This window comes from Streptomyces flavochromogenes (assembly GCF_000717595.1).
Lineage (GTDB): Bacteria > Actinomycetota > Actinomycetes > Streptomycetales > Streptomycetaceae > Streptomyces > Streptomyces flavochromogenes.
Genome location: NZ_JNZO01000001.1, coordinates 77610 through 93071, shown reverse-complemented (window position 1 = coordinate 93071; position 15462 = coordinate 77610). Strand labels below are relative to the sequence as shown.

Genomic DNA, 15462 nt, shown 5'->3' with positions numbered 1-15462 from the left:
CCGACGATCCGGACCGCTGCCGGCCACCGGTGGCCGAGCGACCCGACAGCCGCCGACCATCGGGTCGCGCGGCGGCGTGCCCGGGTGAACCCCGTACGCCCGTTGAGGGGAACACCGAGTCGCGAGGGTGGACATATCGGGACACGATGACACTTCATGGCCCCTTCTCCCAGGAGGCGGGAATGGCTGAGCTCATCGTCATCGGATACGACGACCCCCAGGTGGCCGAGCAGGCGTACGGCACGGTGCAGGAGCTGCAGCGCGACTACGTCGTGCATCTCAACGGTCTCGCCGTCGTCTCCGTCGACGCGGACGGCAGCACCCACGTCGACACCGACAGCCGTGTCATCGGTGTCTCCGCCGCCTCCGGCGCCGTCTGGGGAGCCATCTTCGGTCTTCTCTTCCTGCTCCCCGGCGTGGGACTCCTGACCGGAGCCGCCCTCGGCGGCCTCGTCGGGAAGATCAGCAAGTCCGGCGTCGACGACGGGTTCCGCCGGCAGGTGGCGGACCTCCTCAAGCCCGGTTCGGCCGCCGTCGTGATCATGGCCTCGAAGGTCACCGACGACAAGTTCACCGTGGCCATGCGGCCCCACGGCGGCACCGTCCTCAAGACCTCGCTCAGCGACGAGGACGAGAAGGAACTGGCCGAGCAGCTCGCCGGCCCCCAGTAGCCGGCCCGCCCCACGGCAGAACCGCCGGAATTCGTCAGGAAGGCTCCCTCATGGTCCCCGCGCTCGGCAGCGACGTACTCGCGAAGCTGCGACAGCCCCGCCCGTACCCCGCGGTGTCCCTCGTGATGCCCACCCACCGCCGCGAGCCGGACAGCACCCAGGACCCCGTACGCCTCCGCAACCTCGTGGCCGCGGCGGAGAAGGCGATCCAGGACGACCCGGCGGTGACCCGCGAACGGCGCGCCGACGTCATGGACCAGCTGAGCCGTGCGGTCGCCGAGACCGACCTCGCGCACGCCGAGGACGGACTGGTCATCTTCGTGGCCCCGGGGGAGCACTACGTGTGGACGGTGGCCCGGTCGGTCCCCGAGCGCGTCGTCATCGCCGACACCTTCCTCACCCGGAACCTCGTCGCCGCCCAGGCCGCCGAGCAGCCCTCCTGGGCGCTCGCGGTCTCGGCCGACCGTGTCTCGCTGTGGAGCGGCAGCCCCGAGCGGGTCACGGAGCACACGGGGGACGGCTTCCCGCTCACCCGCAGCCTCGAAGACCCGGACGCGGAGCGCAAGGAGCGCATCGGCGACCTGCCCAGCACCTTCCAGGACGAGGCCACCCGCCAGTTCCTCCGCGAGGCGCACACGGCCCTGCGCGCCGTCCTCGCCTCCGCTCCGCGCCCGCTGTACGTGCTGGGTGAACCCGCCGCCCTCGCGCTCCTGGAGGACACCGGGCCCCTCCAGCCGGGCGCGACACCCGTCCACCACGGAGGGCTCGCGAAGGGACCGGCCACCGCCGTCCAGGAGGCCGTCGAACCCGCCCGCGTCGCTCGCGAGAACGCCGCCGCGACCACCGTCCTGGCCGAACTCGACGCCGCCCGGGGGCGCCGCGAGTTCGCCGGCGGAATCGACGAGGTGTGGCAGGCCGTGAAGGAGGGCCGGATCCGGCTGCTCGCCGTCGAGGACCACTACCGGACCGTCGTACGCGACGAGGGCGGCCATCTGGAACCCGCCGAGCCCTCCGAGCCCGAGTCACGGGACGACATGGTCGACGAGATCGTCGAGCGGGCCCTCGACACCGGTGCCGAGGTCCAGTTCGTCCGCGACGACACCCTGCTCGACATGGGCCGCATCGCCGGCGTCCTGCGCTACTGACGACGACCGCGCCCAGACCGCACACCGACCTGACGACGAACGCTCACGAGAAGAGGACTCATCCTGTGAACCCCACATCGGCGCGCGCGAGGCGGGCGGTCCGCGCACGGGCGGTGAGCGCGGCCGCGGCCGTCGTCGTCACGGCCCTCGGCGCGGTCGGCCTCGTGTCCTGCGACACCGGGAACGACGACACCGGCGGCCCCGCCGTCAGCGAACGCCCCACGGCCCCCGACACAGCGGGCTTCTCGGGCGAACTCCCCTCCTCCGTAGCCTCGTCGGGGGCGGCCGCGGTCGAATCCGCCCGCGCCTCCGCCTCCTCCGCGGCGGCCTCGGCCTCCGCGCGGGAGGCCGAGCGCAAGGCGTCCATCGGCGCGGAGGTCGAGCGCACGCGCCGGCAGGCCGAGGACGAGCTGGAGGACGTGAAGGCCCCGGGCAACGCGCTGAGCGATGTCGCGATGACCGGCAAGCCCCGCGCGGACAGCGGCGGTGTGCTGACGGTCGTCCTGAACATCACCAACAACACGGACGAGGAAGCCTCGTACGCCGTGCAGGTCGACTTCCTCAACCCCTCGGGCGAGGTCGTCGAGACGCAGTTCGTCGGCGTCGAGGACCTCGAACCGGGCGAACGCCAGCAGCCGTTGGTCATCAGCCGGCAGCCCCCCGAGCCGGTGCTCACCCCGAGGCTCACCAAGGCACAGCGGTACTGACGCCAGGACTGACACAGGAGGAGAGCCGTATGTCCGAACTCATCGTCCTCGGCTATGACGATCGCGCCGTGGCGAACAGGGTCTTCGCCGAGGTGCAGAAGCTCGGGGACAGCCATGCGATCGAGCTGACCGGACTCGCCGTCGTCTCCGTGGACGCGGAGGGCAAGACCCATGTGGACACCCCGGCGAGGCGGAAGGGGGAGGCCGCCCTCTCGGCCACCGCCGGCGCCCTCTGGGGCATGGTCTTCGGGATGATCATCCTCACGCCGGGGATCGGTGTGGTGGGCGCCGCCGTCGGCGGACTCATCGGTAAGCTGAACCAGATGGGCGTCGACAACAAGTTCCGCGACAAGGTCCAGTCACTGCTGTCACCCGGTTCGTCCGCCGTCGTGGTCATGGCGTCGCAGGTCAGCGAGGACAGGTTCGCCGCGGCCGTGGAGCAGTTCGGCGGAACCGTGCTCAAGACCTCGTTGTCGGAGGAGAGCGAGCGGGAGCTCGCCGAGCAGCTGGCGGGCCCCGACTCGACCGGCTGACCCGCCCCGCCACGCGAACGGACCGGCCACTCCACGGGGTGGCCGGTCCGTTCGCGCGTGTCAGAACTCGACCGCGTCCCGGATCAGCGGGCACGTCATGCAGTGGCCGCCGCCGCGCCCACGGCCGAGTTCGGCGCCCACGATGGTGATGACCTCGACGCCCGCCTTGCGCAGCAGCGTGTTGGTCTGGGTGTTGCGGTCGTACGTGAAGACGACGCCGGGTTCGAGGGCGACGGCGTTGTTGCCGCTGTCCCACTGCTGCCGCTCGGAGGCGTACACGTCGCCGCCGGTCTCGATGACCCGGAGCCGCGGCAGACCGAGGCCCTTGGCGACCACGTCCACGAACGGGGTGCCGCCCTCGTCGGTGATGTCCACGCCGGGGGCCTTGTCGCCGGGCCGCAGGGTGAACGTGTGGACCGAGTCCATGATCTTCGGGTAGAGCGTGACGATGTCCCGGTCGGCGAAGGTGAAGACGGTGTCCAGGTGCATCGCGGCACGCAGCTTCGGCATGCCCGCGACGATGACCTGGTCGGCCGCGCCGTTCTCGAACAGAGAGGCGGCGACCTGGGTGATGGCCTGCCGGGAGGTGCGTTCGCTCATGCCCATCAGGACCACGCCGTTGCCGACGGGCATGATGTCGCCGCCCTCGAAGGTGGCCTGGCCCCAGTCCTGCTCGGGGTCGCCCCACCAGACGGCGGCGTCCCTGTAGTCGGGGTGGAAGGCGTAGATCGCCTTCATGAGCAGCGTCTCGCCGTGCCGCGCCGGCCAGTACAGCGGGTTGAGCGTCACGCCGCCGTACAGCCAGCAGGTGGTGTCGCGGGTGTAGAGCGTGTTCGGCAGCGGCGGCATCAGGTACTCGCGTACCCCGGTGGCCTCGCGTGCCAGGGAGACGTACCCCGAACGGAACGCGTCGGGCAGGTCGGTCGTCGACAGGCCGCCGATCAGGTACTCGGCCAGATCGCGGGCCGCGACGGAGTCGAGGAAGGCGCGGGTGTCGTCGATCAGGCCCAGGCCCACCTCATTGGCGATGATCTTCCGGTCGAGGAGCCAGGCCCGCGCCTCGGGGATCGCCATCGTCTCGGTGAGCAGGTCGTGCAGCTCCACGACCTCGACGCCCCGCTGGGTCAGCTTGTTGACGAAATCGGCGTGGTCGCGCTGGGCGTTCTCCACCCACATCACGTCGTCGAACAGCAGGTCGTCCGAGTTGGTCGGGGTCAGCCGGCGGTGGGCGAGCCCCGGGGAGCAGACAAGGACCTTGCGGAGTCGTCCGACCTCGGAGTACACGCCGAGCGCGGGCTTGGCGGAAGCGTCGTTGCTGGTCATGCGGGGCCTTTCGGATACGGGTGACGAGGGGACGGTGCGGAGGACGACGAGGGCCGGCTCAGAGGCTGATCCAGCCGGTCGCCAGGGCCACGACGCCCATGACGGCGCCGGCGATCGAGACGACGAGGATCACCAGCTCGCGCGGGGAGAAGAGCCGTCTGCCCTGCTCGCGCCGGGCCTTGACGAACAGGAAGGTCGCGGGGGCGTAGATGATGAAGGAGACCAGAACGAACTTGAGCCCGGCCGCGAACAGCAGGAACGCCGTGTACACCGTGGCGAGGACGGCCACGACCAACTCGCCCCGGGTGCCCCGGCCCGCCACCTTCTCCCGCTCGGGTCTCACCGCGATCTTCACCGCGAACGCGGCGGCGAGCAGGAACGGGATCAGGCTGAGCGCGCTGGTCAGGTCGAGGGCGAAGTTGAAGGCGTCGTCGGAGAACGCCGTGACGACGAGGACGACCTGGCTGAGGGCCGTGGACATCAGCAGGGCCGGCACGGGGACGTCGTCGCCGCTGGAGCGTCCCAGGAAGCGCGGCATGTCCTTGTCCTTGGCCGCCACGAAGAGCACCTCGGCGGCCATGAGGGTCCAGGCGAGATAGGCGCCGAGGACGGAGATGATGAGGCCGACGCTGACGAAGACCTGGCCCCAGGTGCCGACGGCCGCTTCCAGGACGCCGGCCATGGAGGGCTGCCGCAGCTCGGCGATCTCGGCCATCGGCAGGATGCCGTACGACACGATGGTCACCGAGGCGAAGACGGCGAAGACGCTGAGGAAGCCCAGGATCGTCGCCCGGCCCACGTCCTCGCGGCGCTTGGCGTGGCGGGAGTAGACGCTGGCGCCCTCGACCCCGAGGAAGACGAACACGGTGGCGAGCATGGTGCCGCGGACCTGGCTGAACAGCGAGCCGGCGTAGTCGGCGCCACCCCAGTTGTCCGCGAAGACGGACGTGTCGAGGTAGAAGAGGGCCAGGATGACGAAGACGATGATGGGCACGACCTTGGCCACCGTCACGATCCGGTTGATCGCGGCGGCCTCCTTCACCCCGCGCCGGATGAGCAGGAAGAACGCCCACAGCCCCACCGAGGACAGGATGATCGCGAGGGCCGTGTCGCCGTCGCCGAGGGCCGGCCAGATCGCGCCGATCGTCGACATGATGAGGACCCAGTACGTCACATTGCCGACGCAGGCGCTCGCCCAGTAGCCGAACGCCGAGAAGAAGCCCGGGTACTCGCCGAAACCGGCCTTCGCGTACGCGTACACACCGGCGTCCAGGTCCGGGCGGCGCACCGCGAGCGCCTGGAAGACGAAGGCGAGCATCAGCATGCCGAAGCCGGCGATCGCCCAGGCGATCAGCGCGCCCGCGACACCCGTCTCCTGCGCGAACCGGCGGGGGAGCGAGAAGACGCCGGCGCCGACCATGGAGCCGACGACCATCGCGGTGAGCGTGATGAGCGTCAGTTTGGCCGTAGGCGGGGACCCGGCTGTGGTGGCGTCTGTTCCGGTATCAGCGTTCGACATGTCCTACCTCGAGGGCGACTCGGTGGGGTCCCCGGGCGGCTCGGTCCTCGCGATCTTCTCGATCTTGAAGCCGGTGACGCCGTAGAGGACGCTGAGCGTGGGACTGGCGTAGTTGAAGATCGCGTAGGGGGCGTACGACAGGGTGGGGACGCCGAGGACGGCGCCCATGAACGCCCCGCAGGAGTTCCACGGCACCAGGGCCGAGGTGACGGTGCCGCTGTCCGCGGCGAGCCGGGAGAGGTTGGTCGGGGCGAGCCCCCGCTTCTCGAACTCCAGCCGGAACACGCGGGAGGGGAGGACGAGCGCGATGTACTGGTCGCCCGCGACGACGTTGAGCCCGAAGGCGCAGGTGAAGACGGTGAGGAGCAGCTGGCCCGTGCTCTTCGCCGAGCGGATCATCGGCTCGACGAGCCGGGCGATGAGCCCGAACTCCTCCAGGAGCGCACCGAAGGTGACGGCGCCGATGATCAGCCAGCGGGTGAGCAGCATGCTGTCCATGCCGCCCCGGGAGAGCAGCTGGTCGATCAGCGGGATGCCGGAGTCGGAGAAGCCGTTGGCCATAGCCCGCCGGATGCCCTTCAGCGACTCCACGACGATGTTCCCGGTCCCGGCGACGAACGCCCCGCATCACGTCCGGCTGGAGGAAGGCCCCCAGGACACCCGGGAACAGGGCGGAGGAGATCAGGGCGAGGGAGGCGGGCACCTTCCGGATCGACAGGAACGCGAGCAGGACCAGGGGCAGCAGGTTGAGCGGGGTGATGCGGTAGATCGCGCCGAGGCTCTTGAGCTCGATGTCCTCGCCGACGGGGTCGACCACGTCCGGGCCCTCGACCAGGCCGATCACCAGGATCACGACGAAGGCGATCGCGAACGCCGGCAGTGACGTCCAGGCCTGACGCCTGATGTGCTCGTAGACGTCCACCTTCACCATCTGGGCGGTGAGCACGGTGGTCTCGGAGAGCGGCGAGAGCTTGTCGCCGAGATAGGCGCCGGAGATGACCGCGCCGCCGGTGATCGCAGTGGAGACGCCCAGCACGTCCGCGACGCCGACCAGGCCGACGCCGATGGTGCCGGCCGTCGTCCAGGAACTGCCGATGCTCATGGCGATACCGCCGCAGATCAGCGCCGTCGCCGCGTAGTACCAGCTGGGGGAGAGGACCTGGATGCCGTAGTACACGAGGGTCGGGATCGTCCCGGAGAGGTTCCAGACACCGATCAGCGCGCCTACCGTCAGAAGGATGAACACGGCGCTGGTGAGGGACGACATCGCTCCCTGACCGGCCCGCTGGACGTCCGACCACCGGTGTCCGTTCTTGAGCGCGACCAGCGCGGCGGTCATGGCGCAGAGGACCAGGGCGACCTGCATCGGGCCGTCGAGGGCGTCGAGACCGAACAGGGCGAGGGATCCGGCGAGGAGCACCGCGAGGACGCCCATCGGGAGGAGGGCGCCCGCGAGCGACGGTTCCCGAGGGGTTCGTTCGTCTTCGGCGGGTTCGCCGGCCTGCATGCCCACCCCTTGAAGCGACGAGAGATGACTGAAAGCCGAATCTAGCCGGAGTGGACCGTTTTGTCCTAATAAGGAAGTATCTGCGCCCCTGGTTGGGTGGGTGGGCGCGGGTGCCGTCGGAAACGGGCCGAACGTCGACGCGGTTCTCGAACCTGAAAGGGGCTCATGGAGGGCTCGACCCATGGGCTCTCGGCCACGTGGCCCGAATGTCGCAGATCACCGGGTTAAACCTCGAACAGAGCAAGATCGCCGCTTCGAGGTAATGCCCTCGAATCGATGGGGTGTACCGGGGTCACCGGCCGTTACTGTTCCCCGGGATCTGGACGGATTCCCAGAGCTTCATCATCCTTTCTCCCCTTTCCCCGCTTTTCCCTGCCTTCATTGCCTTCTCGTTTCCTCCTCTTTCACTGACCGGGGCACCCGTGCGCCGGTCACCACCCCCTGCGAAGGAGAGCCCGCCCCATGACCGTAGACACGAGCCCGGACGTACAGCTGGACCAGTCGGCGGACCAGCGGAAGCAGTCCAGCCTCAGCACCGCGGCTGCCCGGAACCTCGCCACCACCACCAAGTCCGCCCCGCAGATGCAGGAGATCAGCTCCCGCTGGCTGCTGCGGATGCTCCCCTGGGTGGAGACCAAGGGCGGTGCCTACCGGGTGAACCGACGGCTGAGCTACACCGTCGGCGACGGGCGCATCGAGTTCGTCCAGGACGGTGCCCACGTCCGGGTGATCCCCCGTGAGCTCGGCGAACTCGCGCTGCTGCGCGGTTACGAGGACGAGGAGGTGCTGAACGCGCTGGCCGGCCGGTGCGTCCAGCGCGACTTCAGCGCCGGCGAGGTGCTCGTGGAGCGCGGCACCCCCGCCGAGGACATCCATCTCGTCGCCCACGGCCGGATCAACCAGATCTCCCTCGGCAAGTACGGCGACGACGTGGCCGTCGCGGTGCTCGCCGACGGCGACCGGTTCGGTGAGAACGCCCTTCTGGACGCCGACGCCCGATGGGACTACACCGCCACCGCCGAGACCGCCGGCACGCTGCTCACCCTCTCCCGCGCCGAGTTCGCCGCGGTCCTCGCCTCGGCACCGTCCCTCCAGGCCCACATCGAGACGTTCAGCTCGCTCCCGCTGCAGCGCCAGAACAAGCACGGCGAGGCCGAGATCGCGATGTCGGCCGGCCACACCGGCGAGGTCGCCCTGCCGGGCGCCTTCGTCGACTACGAGCTCAAGCCGCGCGAGTACGAACTCTCCGTCGCCCAGACCGTCCTGCGGGTCCACACCAGGGTCGCCGACCTCTACAACGGGCCGATGAACCAGACGGAGGAGCAGCTCAGGCTCACCATCGAGGCGCTGCGCGAGCGCCAGGAGCACGAGCTGATCAACAACCGGGAGTTCGGCCTGCTCCACAACGCCGACTTCAAGCAGCGGATCCAGACCCACTCCGGCCCGCCCACCCCGGACGACCTCGACGAGCTCCTCTGCCGCCGCCGCGGCACCAAGCTCTTCCTCGCCCACCCCCGGACGATCGCCGCGATCGGCCGCGAGTGGAACGCCCGCGGCCTCAACCCGGGCACCGTCGACCTCGACGGCCAGCAGGTCCTGAGCTGGCGGGGCGTCCCGCTGCTGCCCTGCAACAAGATCCCGATCACCAAGGAGAACACCAGCTCGATCCTCGCCATGCGCCTCGGCGAGGACAACCAGGGCGTCATCGGCCTCCGCCAGACCGGACTTCCGGAGGAGTACGAGCCCGGCCTCTCGGTGCGCTTCATGGGCATCAGCGAACAGGCGATCATGTCGTACCTCGTCACCACGTACTACTCCGCCGCCATCCTCGTGCCGAACGCGCTGGGCGTGCTGGAGAACGTGGAGATCGCCCGCAGGCACTAGAGGAGCTGTCCCGCGGCCGCCACGACGGCCGCGACGGTCCGGAGCGTCCCGGGCCGGCCGACCGTGCCCGGGACCCCGGACAGCCCACCACCCTCACCAAGGAGTCACGGATGCCCGAACCCGGGCCTTCCCCTCTGCAGTCGAGCCTGCCCACCGCCGCCGCCCACTTCGGGCTCCATGTCCTCGGACGGGCGGCCGTTCCCACCGAGACGGCCGGGGCGGCCGCTCTCACGGCCGCGGCCGCCGCCGCGACCGGAGCCGGTACTGCGCCCGTGGTCGCCACGGCATCAGTGGTCGCTCCCACCTCCGTGGTCGCTTCCACCCCTGTGATCGCCACGGCACCCGTGGTCGCTCCCGCCGTCGGGGCCGCTTCCGCGTCGCCGGACGGCGCCGTCGTGACCGCGCCGCCGGTTCCCGGGCCGGGATTCGTCCTGCCCGGCCCCAGTGGCCTCGGTACGGCAGCGCTGTCCCTGGCCCGGCGCGAGGCCGCCCCCGAACTGCCGGAGCCCCCGGCGCCGGTGGAGGGCCGGCCGATCCCGGGCCTCTACTTCCACCCCGTGCCCGAACCCGATCCCGTACGGGTGGACGAGGTCAGCCGCAGGATCAAGGCCTGGGCGCTCGACGAGGTGCAGCTCTACCCCGAGGACTGGGAAGGCGAGTTCGACGGTTTCTCCGTCGGGCGCTACATGGTCGCCTGCCACCCCGACGCCCCGACCGTCGAGCACCTGATGCTCGCCACGCGTCTGATGGTCGCCGAGAACGCTGTCGACGACTGCTACTGCGAGGACCACGGCGGCTCGCCCATCGGCCTCGGCGGACGGCTCCTCCTCGCGCACACCGCCCTGGACCCGCTCCACACGACGACGGAGTACCAGCCGCTCTGGGCGGAGTCGCTCTACGCGGACGCCCCGCGGCGCGCCTACCGCTCCGCCATGGAGTACTTCGTCAACCAGTCGACCCCCTCGCAGGCCGACCGGTTCCGGCACGACATGGCCCGGCTGCACATGGGCTACCTCGCCGAGGCCGCCTGGGCCGAGACGGACCACATGCCGGAGGTGTGGGAGTACCTGGCGATGCGGCAGTTCAACAACTTCCGCCCCTGCCCCACCATCACCGACACCGTCGGCGGCTACGAACTCCCCGCGGACCTGCACGCCCAGCCGGCCATGCAGCGCGTCCTCGCGCTCGCCGGGAACGCGACCACCATCGTGAACGACCTCTACTCCTACATGAAGGAACTCGACAGCCCCGGCACCCACCTGAACCTGCCGGTGGTCATCGCCGAACGCGAAGGCGTCTCCGACCGCGAGGGCTATCTGAAGGCCGTCGAGGTCCACAACGACCTCATGCGGGACTTCGAGGCCGAGGCCGCAGCCCTCGCCGCCGCCTGCCCCGTCCCGACCGTCCAGCGCTTCCTGCGGGGCGTGGCGGTGTGGGTCGACGGCAACCACTACTGGCACCAGACCAACACCTATCGCTACAGCCTGCCCGATTTCTGGTAAGAAATGGATTATCTGTGACCAGCACCGAGTTCACCACTGTCAACGGCACCTCCGCGTTCGTCCCGTCCCCGGCGACGCCGTACCAGGGTGACATCGCCCGTTACTGGAACGACGAGGCCAGGCCCGTCAACCTGCGTCTGGGCGACGTCGACGGGCTCTACCACCACCACTACGGCATCGGCGCCGTCGACCACGCCGCCCTCGGGGACAGCGAGGACAGCGCGTACGAGAAGAAGCTGATCAGCGAACTGCACCGGCTGGAGTCCGCGCAGACCGAGGTCCTCCTGGACAACCTCGGAGTCATCGGGCGGGACGACACGCTCGTGGACGCCGGCTGCGGCCGCGGCGGTTCGAGTGTCATGGCCCACCAGCGCTTCGGCTGCAAGGTCGAGGGCGTCACCCTTTCCTCCACGCAGGCCGACTTCGGCAACAAGCGCGCGAAGGAGCTGGGCATCGACGACCACGTCCATGCCCAGGTCTGCAACATGCTGGACACCCCGTTCGAGAAGGGCAGCATCGCCGCCTCGTGGAACAACGAGTCGAGCATGTACGTCGACCTCGACGACCTCTTCGCCGAGCACTCCCGCTTCCTCAAGGTGGGCGGGCGTTACGTGACCATCACCGGCTGCTGGAACCCGCGGTACGGCCAGCCCTCGAAGTGGGTCTCCCAGATCAACGCGCACTTCGAGTGCAACATCCACTCCCGCCGTGAGTACCTGCGCGCGATGGCCGACAACCGCCTCGTCCCGCAGGCCGTCATCGACCTGACGCCCGACACCCTGCCGTACTGGGAGCTGCGCGCCACGTCGTCCCTCGTCACCGGCATCGAGGAGGCGTTCATCAACTCCTACAAGGACGGCTCGTTCCAGTACGTCCTGATCGCGGCCGACCGGGTCTGATCCGCCTGATCCCGTGTGGGCCGAAGGGCCCGGTCCGTCGCGCTGCGGACCGGGCCCTTCCGGGCGTTCCCGCTCAGCCCCGCGCCGCGGCGACCTCGTCGAGCAGCCGCGCGCGGTCGATGGCGTCGCTCCCGGTGGCCGGCACGGTGCACGCGTAGGCGCCCGCCACCGCACCGTAGAGCGCGCACCGGTCGAGGTCCTCGCCGGTCAGTCGGCCGAAGAGGAAGCCGGCGGCGAAGGCGTCGCCCGCGCCGTTGGAGTCGACCACCGGATCGCGGGGTGTGACGGCGGGCACGTGGACGAGCCCGTCGGCGGTCAGCAGGGAGGCGCCCTCGGCCCCCGCGGTGGCGATCACGACCTCTGCCCGGCCCCGCTCCAGGATGCGGCGCATGGTCCGCTCCTTGTCCGTGAGGGCCGTGGCCGAGACGAAGACGATGTCCGCGCCGTAGGCGAAGGGCTCGTGATACGGGTTCTCGCCGTCCCAGTCGTGCAGATCCGTGGAGAGGGTGAGGCCCGCCTCGCGCAGCAGCGGAAGGGCGAAGGCGCAGGGGTGCGTGATCGAGACATGGGCGTGCCTGCTCGCCGAGGCCAGGGGCCGGAGCAGCTCCGCGGGCAGCCGGTCGGACTCCCGCGAGCGGCTGTCGTCGTAGAGCGAGAGCCGGCGGCCGTCGGGTCCGACGAGGTTGACGGCCCGCTTCGTCCCGCCGGGCAGGGGCACTTCGGTGAACCCGATGCCCCGGTCGCGGTGGAACGCCCGGACGAGGTCGCCCGAGGGGTCGTCGCCGATCATGTCGATGTGGTGCGTCCGCAGGCCCAGTGAGCTCAGGCCGAGGGCGACGAAGTCGCCGGTCTGCCCGGCGCGGGTCTCGATGCCCGGCCGGATCATGTAACTGTCGGCGTACGGGAGGGGGAGCTCGGGCACGTACACGATCGTGTCGACGCCCGAACCGCCCAGGACGAGGACGTCGTACCGACTGCTCATCAGAATTCCTCTCGTGCGCGCGGGGCGGCTCAACTGCCCCTGATCGCTGGTGAGTCAAGCAGTCCGCGGCACCCGTCGGCAAGATCTTGCAGGGCTTTGCGGAAAGGGATTGCGGAGATTCGGTCCCGTCGCCCTCCGGGTTCGAATGTCCGGTCGTGGTCTGGACCTGACAAGTGGACTGTCGCTACGGTGGCTTCCGCGCTCGCACTGAGAGCGCTCTCAGTGCCTGCTCCCCCCACTAGGAGGCTCCTGTGAAACGTACGTCCGCCCTGCGTGCCGCCGCCGCGGCCCTGCTGCTCACCGTCGGACTCGGCGCCGCCCAGGCGATGCCCGCGAGCGCCGTCCCCACCGCGCCCGCCACCTCGCCGGGACTTCTCGACGCCATGCGCCAGGACCTCGGGCTCACCGCACAGCAGGCCGAGGAACGGCTGGCGGCCGAACGCGCGGCGGCCCGCGTCGAGTCCGAGGCCAAGAAGGCCGCCGGTGGTTCGTACGGCGGCTCCTGGTTCGACGCCGGCACCGGACGGCTCGTCGTGGCCCTCACCGACCGCGACGAGGAGGCCGAGGTCAAGGCGCTCGGCGCCGACACCCGGCTCGTCCGGCACAGCGCCGGCGCGCTCGACCGGGCCAAGGCGCGGCTCGACGCCCGGCCCGCTCCGAGCGGTGTCGCCGGCTGGCACGTCGACCCCCGCTCCAACAGCGTCGTCGTCACCGTCGTCCGCGCCGAACGGAACGCCCCCGCCGTACGGGCCTTCGTCGAGCGGGCCCGTGACGCCGGACCCGTCACCGTCGCCGAAACCGCGAATGTGCCTCGTACGTACGCCGCCGGAACCGTCGGCGGCGACCCCTACTACACCGGCAACGTCCGCTGTTCCATCGGCTTCTCCGTGCACGGCGGCTTCGTCACCGCCGGGCACTGCGGCGGGGCCGGAGCGGCGGTGCGGGGCTGGGACGGATCCGCGATGGGCACCTTCCAGGGCTCCTCGTTCCCCGGGAACGACTACGCGTACGTGAGCATTCACAGCGGCTGGTGGACGGTGCCCGTGGTGCTCGGCTGGGGTGCGATACCGGACCGGCTCGTCAAGGGCTCCGCCGAGGCGCCGGTCGGCGCGTCGATCTGCCGCTCCGGTTCCACGACCAAGTGGCACTGTGGCAGCGTCCTGGCCAAGAACGAGACCGTGAACTACAGCCAGGGCGCGGTGTACCAGATGACGAAGACCAGTGTGTGCGCGGAGGGCGGTGACTCCGGCGGCGCGTTCATCAGCGGCGACCAGGCGCAGGGTGTCACGTCCGGCGGCTGGGGCAACTGCTCGACCGGCGGAGAGACCTGGTTCCAGCCCGTGAACGAGATCCTCAGTCGGTACGGCCTCACGCTGCACACGGCGTGACGGGCTGACGGGGGACCATCGACGCAGACAACAGCCTTACCCGCGAGGGTGGTTGACGAATGGTCTGGACCAACTTACGGTCTGCTGGAGCGCGCGCCACACCTAGGACCATCCCCCACGTCCCCAGGAGCACGCATGCCAGCGCCCCGGATCGCTCGTCTCCTCGGAGCAGGTCTCGCCACCCTGCTCGCAGCCGCCACCCTCGCGGCCCCCGTCGCCGTCGCCGCCCCCTCCGCCCCGGCGGCCGACACCTGCGCCCTCAAGCAGAAGCCCGCCGGCAAGGTGCTCCAGGGCTACTGGGAGAACTGGGACGGCGCGGCCAACGGCGTCCACCCGCCCTTCGGTTGGGCACCCATCGACGACCCGCGCTTCGCCGCACACGGTTACAACGTCATCAACGCCGCCTTCCCCGTGATCCGTTCGGACGGAACGGTGCTGTGGGAGGACGGCATGGACAGCACCGTCCGGGTCTCCACCCCGGCGCAGATGTGCAACGCCAAGGCGGCGGGGGCGACGCTCCTCATGTCCATCGGCGGAGCCGCCGCGGGCATCGACCTCAACTCCCGTGCCGTCGCCGACCGGTTCATCGCGACCATCGTGCCCATCCTGAAGACGTACAACTTCGACGGGATCGACATCGACATCGAGACCGGCCTGGTCGGCAGCGGCAGCATCGGCACCCTTTCCGCGTCGCAGGCCAACCTGGTGCACATCATCGACGGCGTCCTCGCCCGCATGCCCGCCGGGTTCGGACTGACGATGGCGCCGGAGACCGCGTACGTCACCGGTGGCAGCGTCGCCTACGGCTCGATCTGGGGCGCCTACCTGCCGATCGTCAAGAAGTACGCCGACAACGGGCGCCTGTGGTGGCTCAACATGCAGTACTACAACGGCAGCATGTACGGGTGCTCCGGCGACTCCTACTCGGCGGGCACCGTCGCCGGGTTCGTCGCGCAGACCGACTGTCTGAACCGAGGCCTCGTGATCCAGGGCACCACCATCCGGGTGCCGTACGACAAGCAGGTACCCGGCCTCCCCGCGCAGCCGGGCGCGGGCGGTGGTCACATGGCGCCGTCGCTCGTCGCGCAGGCGTGGAACCACTACGGCGGGGCGCTCAAGGGCCTCATGACGTGGTCGGCGAACTGGGACGGGTCCAAAGGCTGGACGTTCGGCGACAACGTGAAGGCCCTCCAGCGCCGCTAGGGAGTGTCCTGCCGATCAGGCCGGGCTCGCGGTGTGATCGACGAGACACCCCCAGGCCCTGTCCGGCAGTTCCTGTCGGGACCGGCCCGACCGGCGCGTGCCGTGCGCCGGACCGGTGATCCACAACCTCGGATCACTGGTCCGGAGCACGGCAGTTGTGCTTTGCTGGCCGTATGACCCTGCTCGTGACGCGCCGACA

Annotated in this window: 13 protein-coding genes and 1 pseudogene; 9 read left to right on the top strand and 5 right to left on the bottom strand. The window is 70.2% G+C overall.

Going from position 1 to position 15462, the window contains the following annotated elements:
• The first annotated feature begins 182 nt into the window (after nucleotides 1-182).
• The 4 genes from IF00_RS0100315 to IF00_RS0100300 all read left to right on the top strand — a co-directional run bounded on the left by IF00_RS0100315 (nucleotide 183) and on the right by IF00_RS0100300 (nucleotide 3056).
• The gene (locus tag IF00_RS0100315) at nucleotides 183-671 is read left to right on the top strand and encodes a DUF1269 domain-containing protein (RefSeq protein WP_030312946.1); all 489 of its coding nucleotides are present in this window, start codon (nucleotides 183-185) and stop codon (nucleotides 669-671) included.
• Nucleotides 672-721: 50 nt separating this feature from the next.
• Complete coding sequence (locus tag IF00_RS0100310) at nucleotides 722-1816, top strand: baeRF3 domain-containing protein (RefSeq protein ID WP_030312945.1); 1095 nt, start codon at nucleotides 722-724, stop codon at nucleotides 1814-1816.
• A gap of 65 nt (nucleotides 1817-1881) precedes the next feature.
• A complete protein-coding gene (locus tag IF00_RS0100305) occupies nucleotides 1882-2523 on the top strand; it encodes an FxLYD domain-containing protein (RefSeq protein ID WP_030312944.1) in 642 nt (213 codons plus the stop codon).
• A 29-nt stretch (nucleotides 2524-2552) separates the two neighbouring features.
• Nucleotides 2553-3056 carry a DUF1269 domain-containing protein gene (locus IF00_RS0100300; protein ID WP_030312943.1) on the top strand — a complete coding sequence of 168 codons (504 nt, stop codon included), beginning with the start codon at nucleotides 2553-2555 and terminating at the stop codon, nucleotides 3054-3056.
• Between the two features lie 60 nt (nucleotides 3057-3116).
• On the opposite strand, the gene IF00_RS0100295 is transcribed toward IF00_RS0100300, so the two are convergent.
• From IF00_RS0100295 to IF00_RS47950, 4 genes and pseudogenes are all read right to left on the bottom strand, one after another.
• On the bottom strand, nucleotides 3117-4379 hold the full coding sequence (locus IF00_RS0100295) for an arginine deiminase (RefSeq protein WP_030312942.1): 1263 nt from the start codon (nucleotides 4377-4379) through the stop codon (nucleotides 3117-3119).
• A gap of 58 nt (nucleotides 4380-4437) precedes the next feature.
• Nucleotides 4438-5898, bottom strand: a complete 1461-nt coding sequence (locus IF00_RS0100290) for a basic amino acid/polyamine antiporter (protein WP_030312941.1) — start codon at nucleotides 5896-5898, stop codon at nucleotides 4438-4440.
• 3 nt (nucleotides 5899-5901) lie between these two features.
• Complete coding sequence (locus IF00_RS47560; RefSeq protein ID WP_209439715.1) at nucleotides 5902-6489, bottom strand: Na+/H+ antiporter NhaC family protein; 588 nt, start codon at nucleotides 6487-6489, stop codon at nucleotides 5902-5904.
• Between the two features lie 133 nt (nucleotides 6490-6622).
• Nucleotides 6623-7333: pseudogene (locus IF00_RS47950) on the bottom strand (Na+/H+ antiporter NhaC family protein); the annotation flags it as partial.
• A 534-nt stretch (nucleotides 7334-7867) separates the two neighbouring features.
• On the opposite strand from IF00_RS47950, the gene IF00_RS0100280 reads away from it, so the two are divergent.
• The 3 genes from IF00_RS0100280 (at nucleotide 7868) to IF00_RS0100270 (ending at nucleotide 11690) form a co-directional block, all read left to right on the top strand.
• Nucleotides 7868-9289, top strand: coding sequence for a family 2B encapsulin nanocompartment shell protein (locus IF00_RS0100280; RefSeq protein WP_030312940.1), 1422 nt, complete (start codon nucleotides 7868-7870; stop codon nucleotides 9287-9289).
• A gap of 110 nt (nucleotides 9290-9399) precedes the next feature.
• Nucleotides 9400-10791, top strand: a complete 1392-nt coding sequence (locus tag IF00_RS0100275; RefSeq protein ID WP_030312939.1) for a family 2 encapsulin nanocompartment cargo protein terpene cyclase — start codon at nucleotides 9400-9402, stop codon at nucleotides 10789-10791.
• A 14-nt stretch (nucleotides 10792-10805) separates the two neighbouring features.
• Entirely contained in the window at nucleotides 10806-11690 is an 885-nt protein-coding gene (locus tag IF00_RS0100270) for a geranyl diphosphate 2-C-methyltransferase (RefSeq protein ID WP_030312938.1), read from the top strand.
• Nucleotides 11691-11763: 73 nt separating this feature from the next.
• On the opposite strand, the gene IF00_RS0100265 is transcribed toward IF00_RS0100270, so the two are convergent.
• Entirely contained in the window at nucleotides 11764-12672 is a 909-nt protein-coding gene (locus IF00_RS0100265) for an adenosine kinase (RefSeq protein ID WP_030312937.1), read from the bottom strand.
• 251 nt (nucleotides 12673-12923) lie between these two features.
• On the opposite strand from IF00_RS0100265, the gene IF00_RS0100260 reads away from it, so the two are divergent.
• Nucleotides 12924-14060: a S1 family peptidase gene (locus IF00_RS0100260; protein ID WP_030312936.1), complete on the top strand. Its 1137-nt coding sequence runs from the start codon at nucleotides 12924-12926 to the stop codon at nucleotides 14058-14060.
• A 135-nt stretch (nucleotides 14061-14195) separates the two neighbouring features.
• The gene (locus tag IF00_RS0100255; RefSeq protein ID WP_030312935.1) at nucleotides 14196-15263 is read left to right on the top strand and encodes a chitinase; all 1068 of its coding nucleotides are present in this window, start codon (nucleotides 14196-14198) and stop codon (nucleotides 15261-15263) included.
• The last annotated feature ends 199 nt before the right edge of the window (nucleotides 15264-15462 follow it).

Coding starts and splice junctions, on each gene's coding strand:
- IF00_RS0100315 (WP_030312946.1), top strand. CDS start 183: ATGGCTGAGCTCATCGTCATCGGATACGACGACCCCCAGGTGGCCGAG.
- IF00_RS0100310 (WP_030312945.1), top strand. CDS start 722: ATGGTCCCCGCGCTCGGCAGCGACGTACTCGCGAAGCTGCGACAGCCC.
- IF00_RS0100300 (WP_030312943.1), top strand. CDS start 2,553: ATGTCCGAACTCATCGTCCTCGGCTATGACGATCGCGCCGTGGCGAAC.
- IF00_RS0100295 (WP_030312942.1), bottom strand. CDS start 4,379: ATGACCAGCAACGACGCTTCCGCCAAGCCCGCGCTCGGCGTGTACTCC.
- IF00_RS0100290 (WP_030312941.1), bottom strand. CDS start 5,898: ATGTCGAACGCTGATACCGGAACAGACGCCACCACAGCCGGGTCCCCG.
- IF00_RS0100280 (WP_030312940.1), top strand. CDS start 7,868: ATGACCGTAGACACGAGCCCGGACGTACAGCTGGACCAGTCGGCGGAC.
- IF00_RS0100275 (WP_030312939.1), top strand. CDS start 9,400: ATGCCCGAACCCGGGCCTTCCCCTCTGCAGTCGAGCCTGCCCACCGCC.
- IF00_RS0100265 (WP_030312937.1), bottom strand. CDS start 12,672: ATGAGCAGTCGGTACGACGTCCTCGTCCTGGGCGGTTCGGGCGTCGAC.
- IF00_RS0100255 (WP_030312935.1), top strand. CDS start 14,196: ATGCCAGCGCCCCGGATCGCTCGTCTCCTCGGAGCAGGTCTCGCCACC.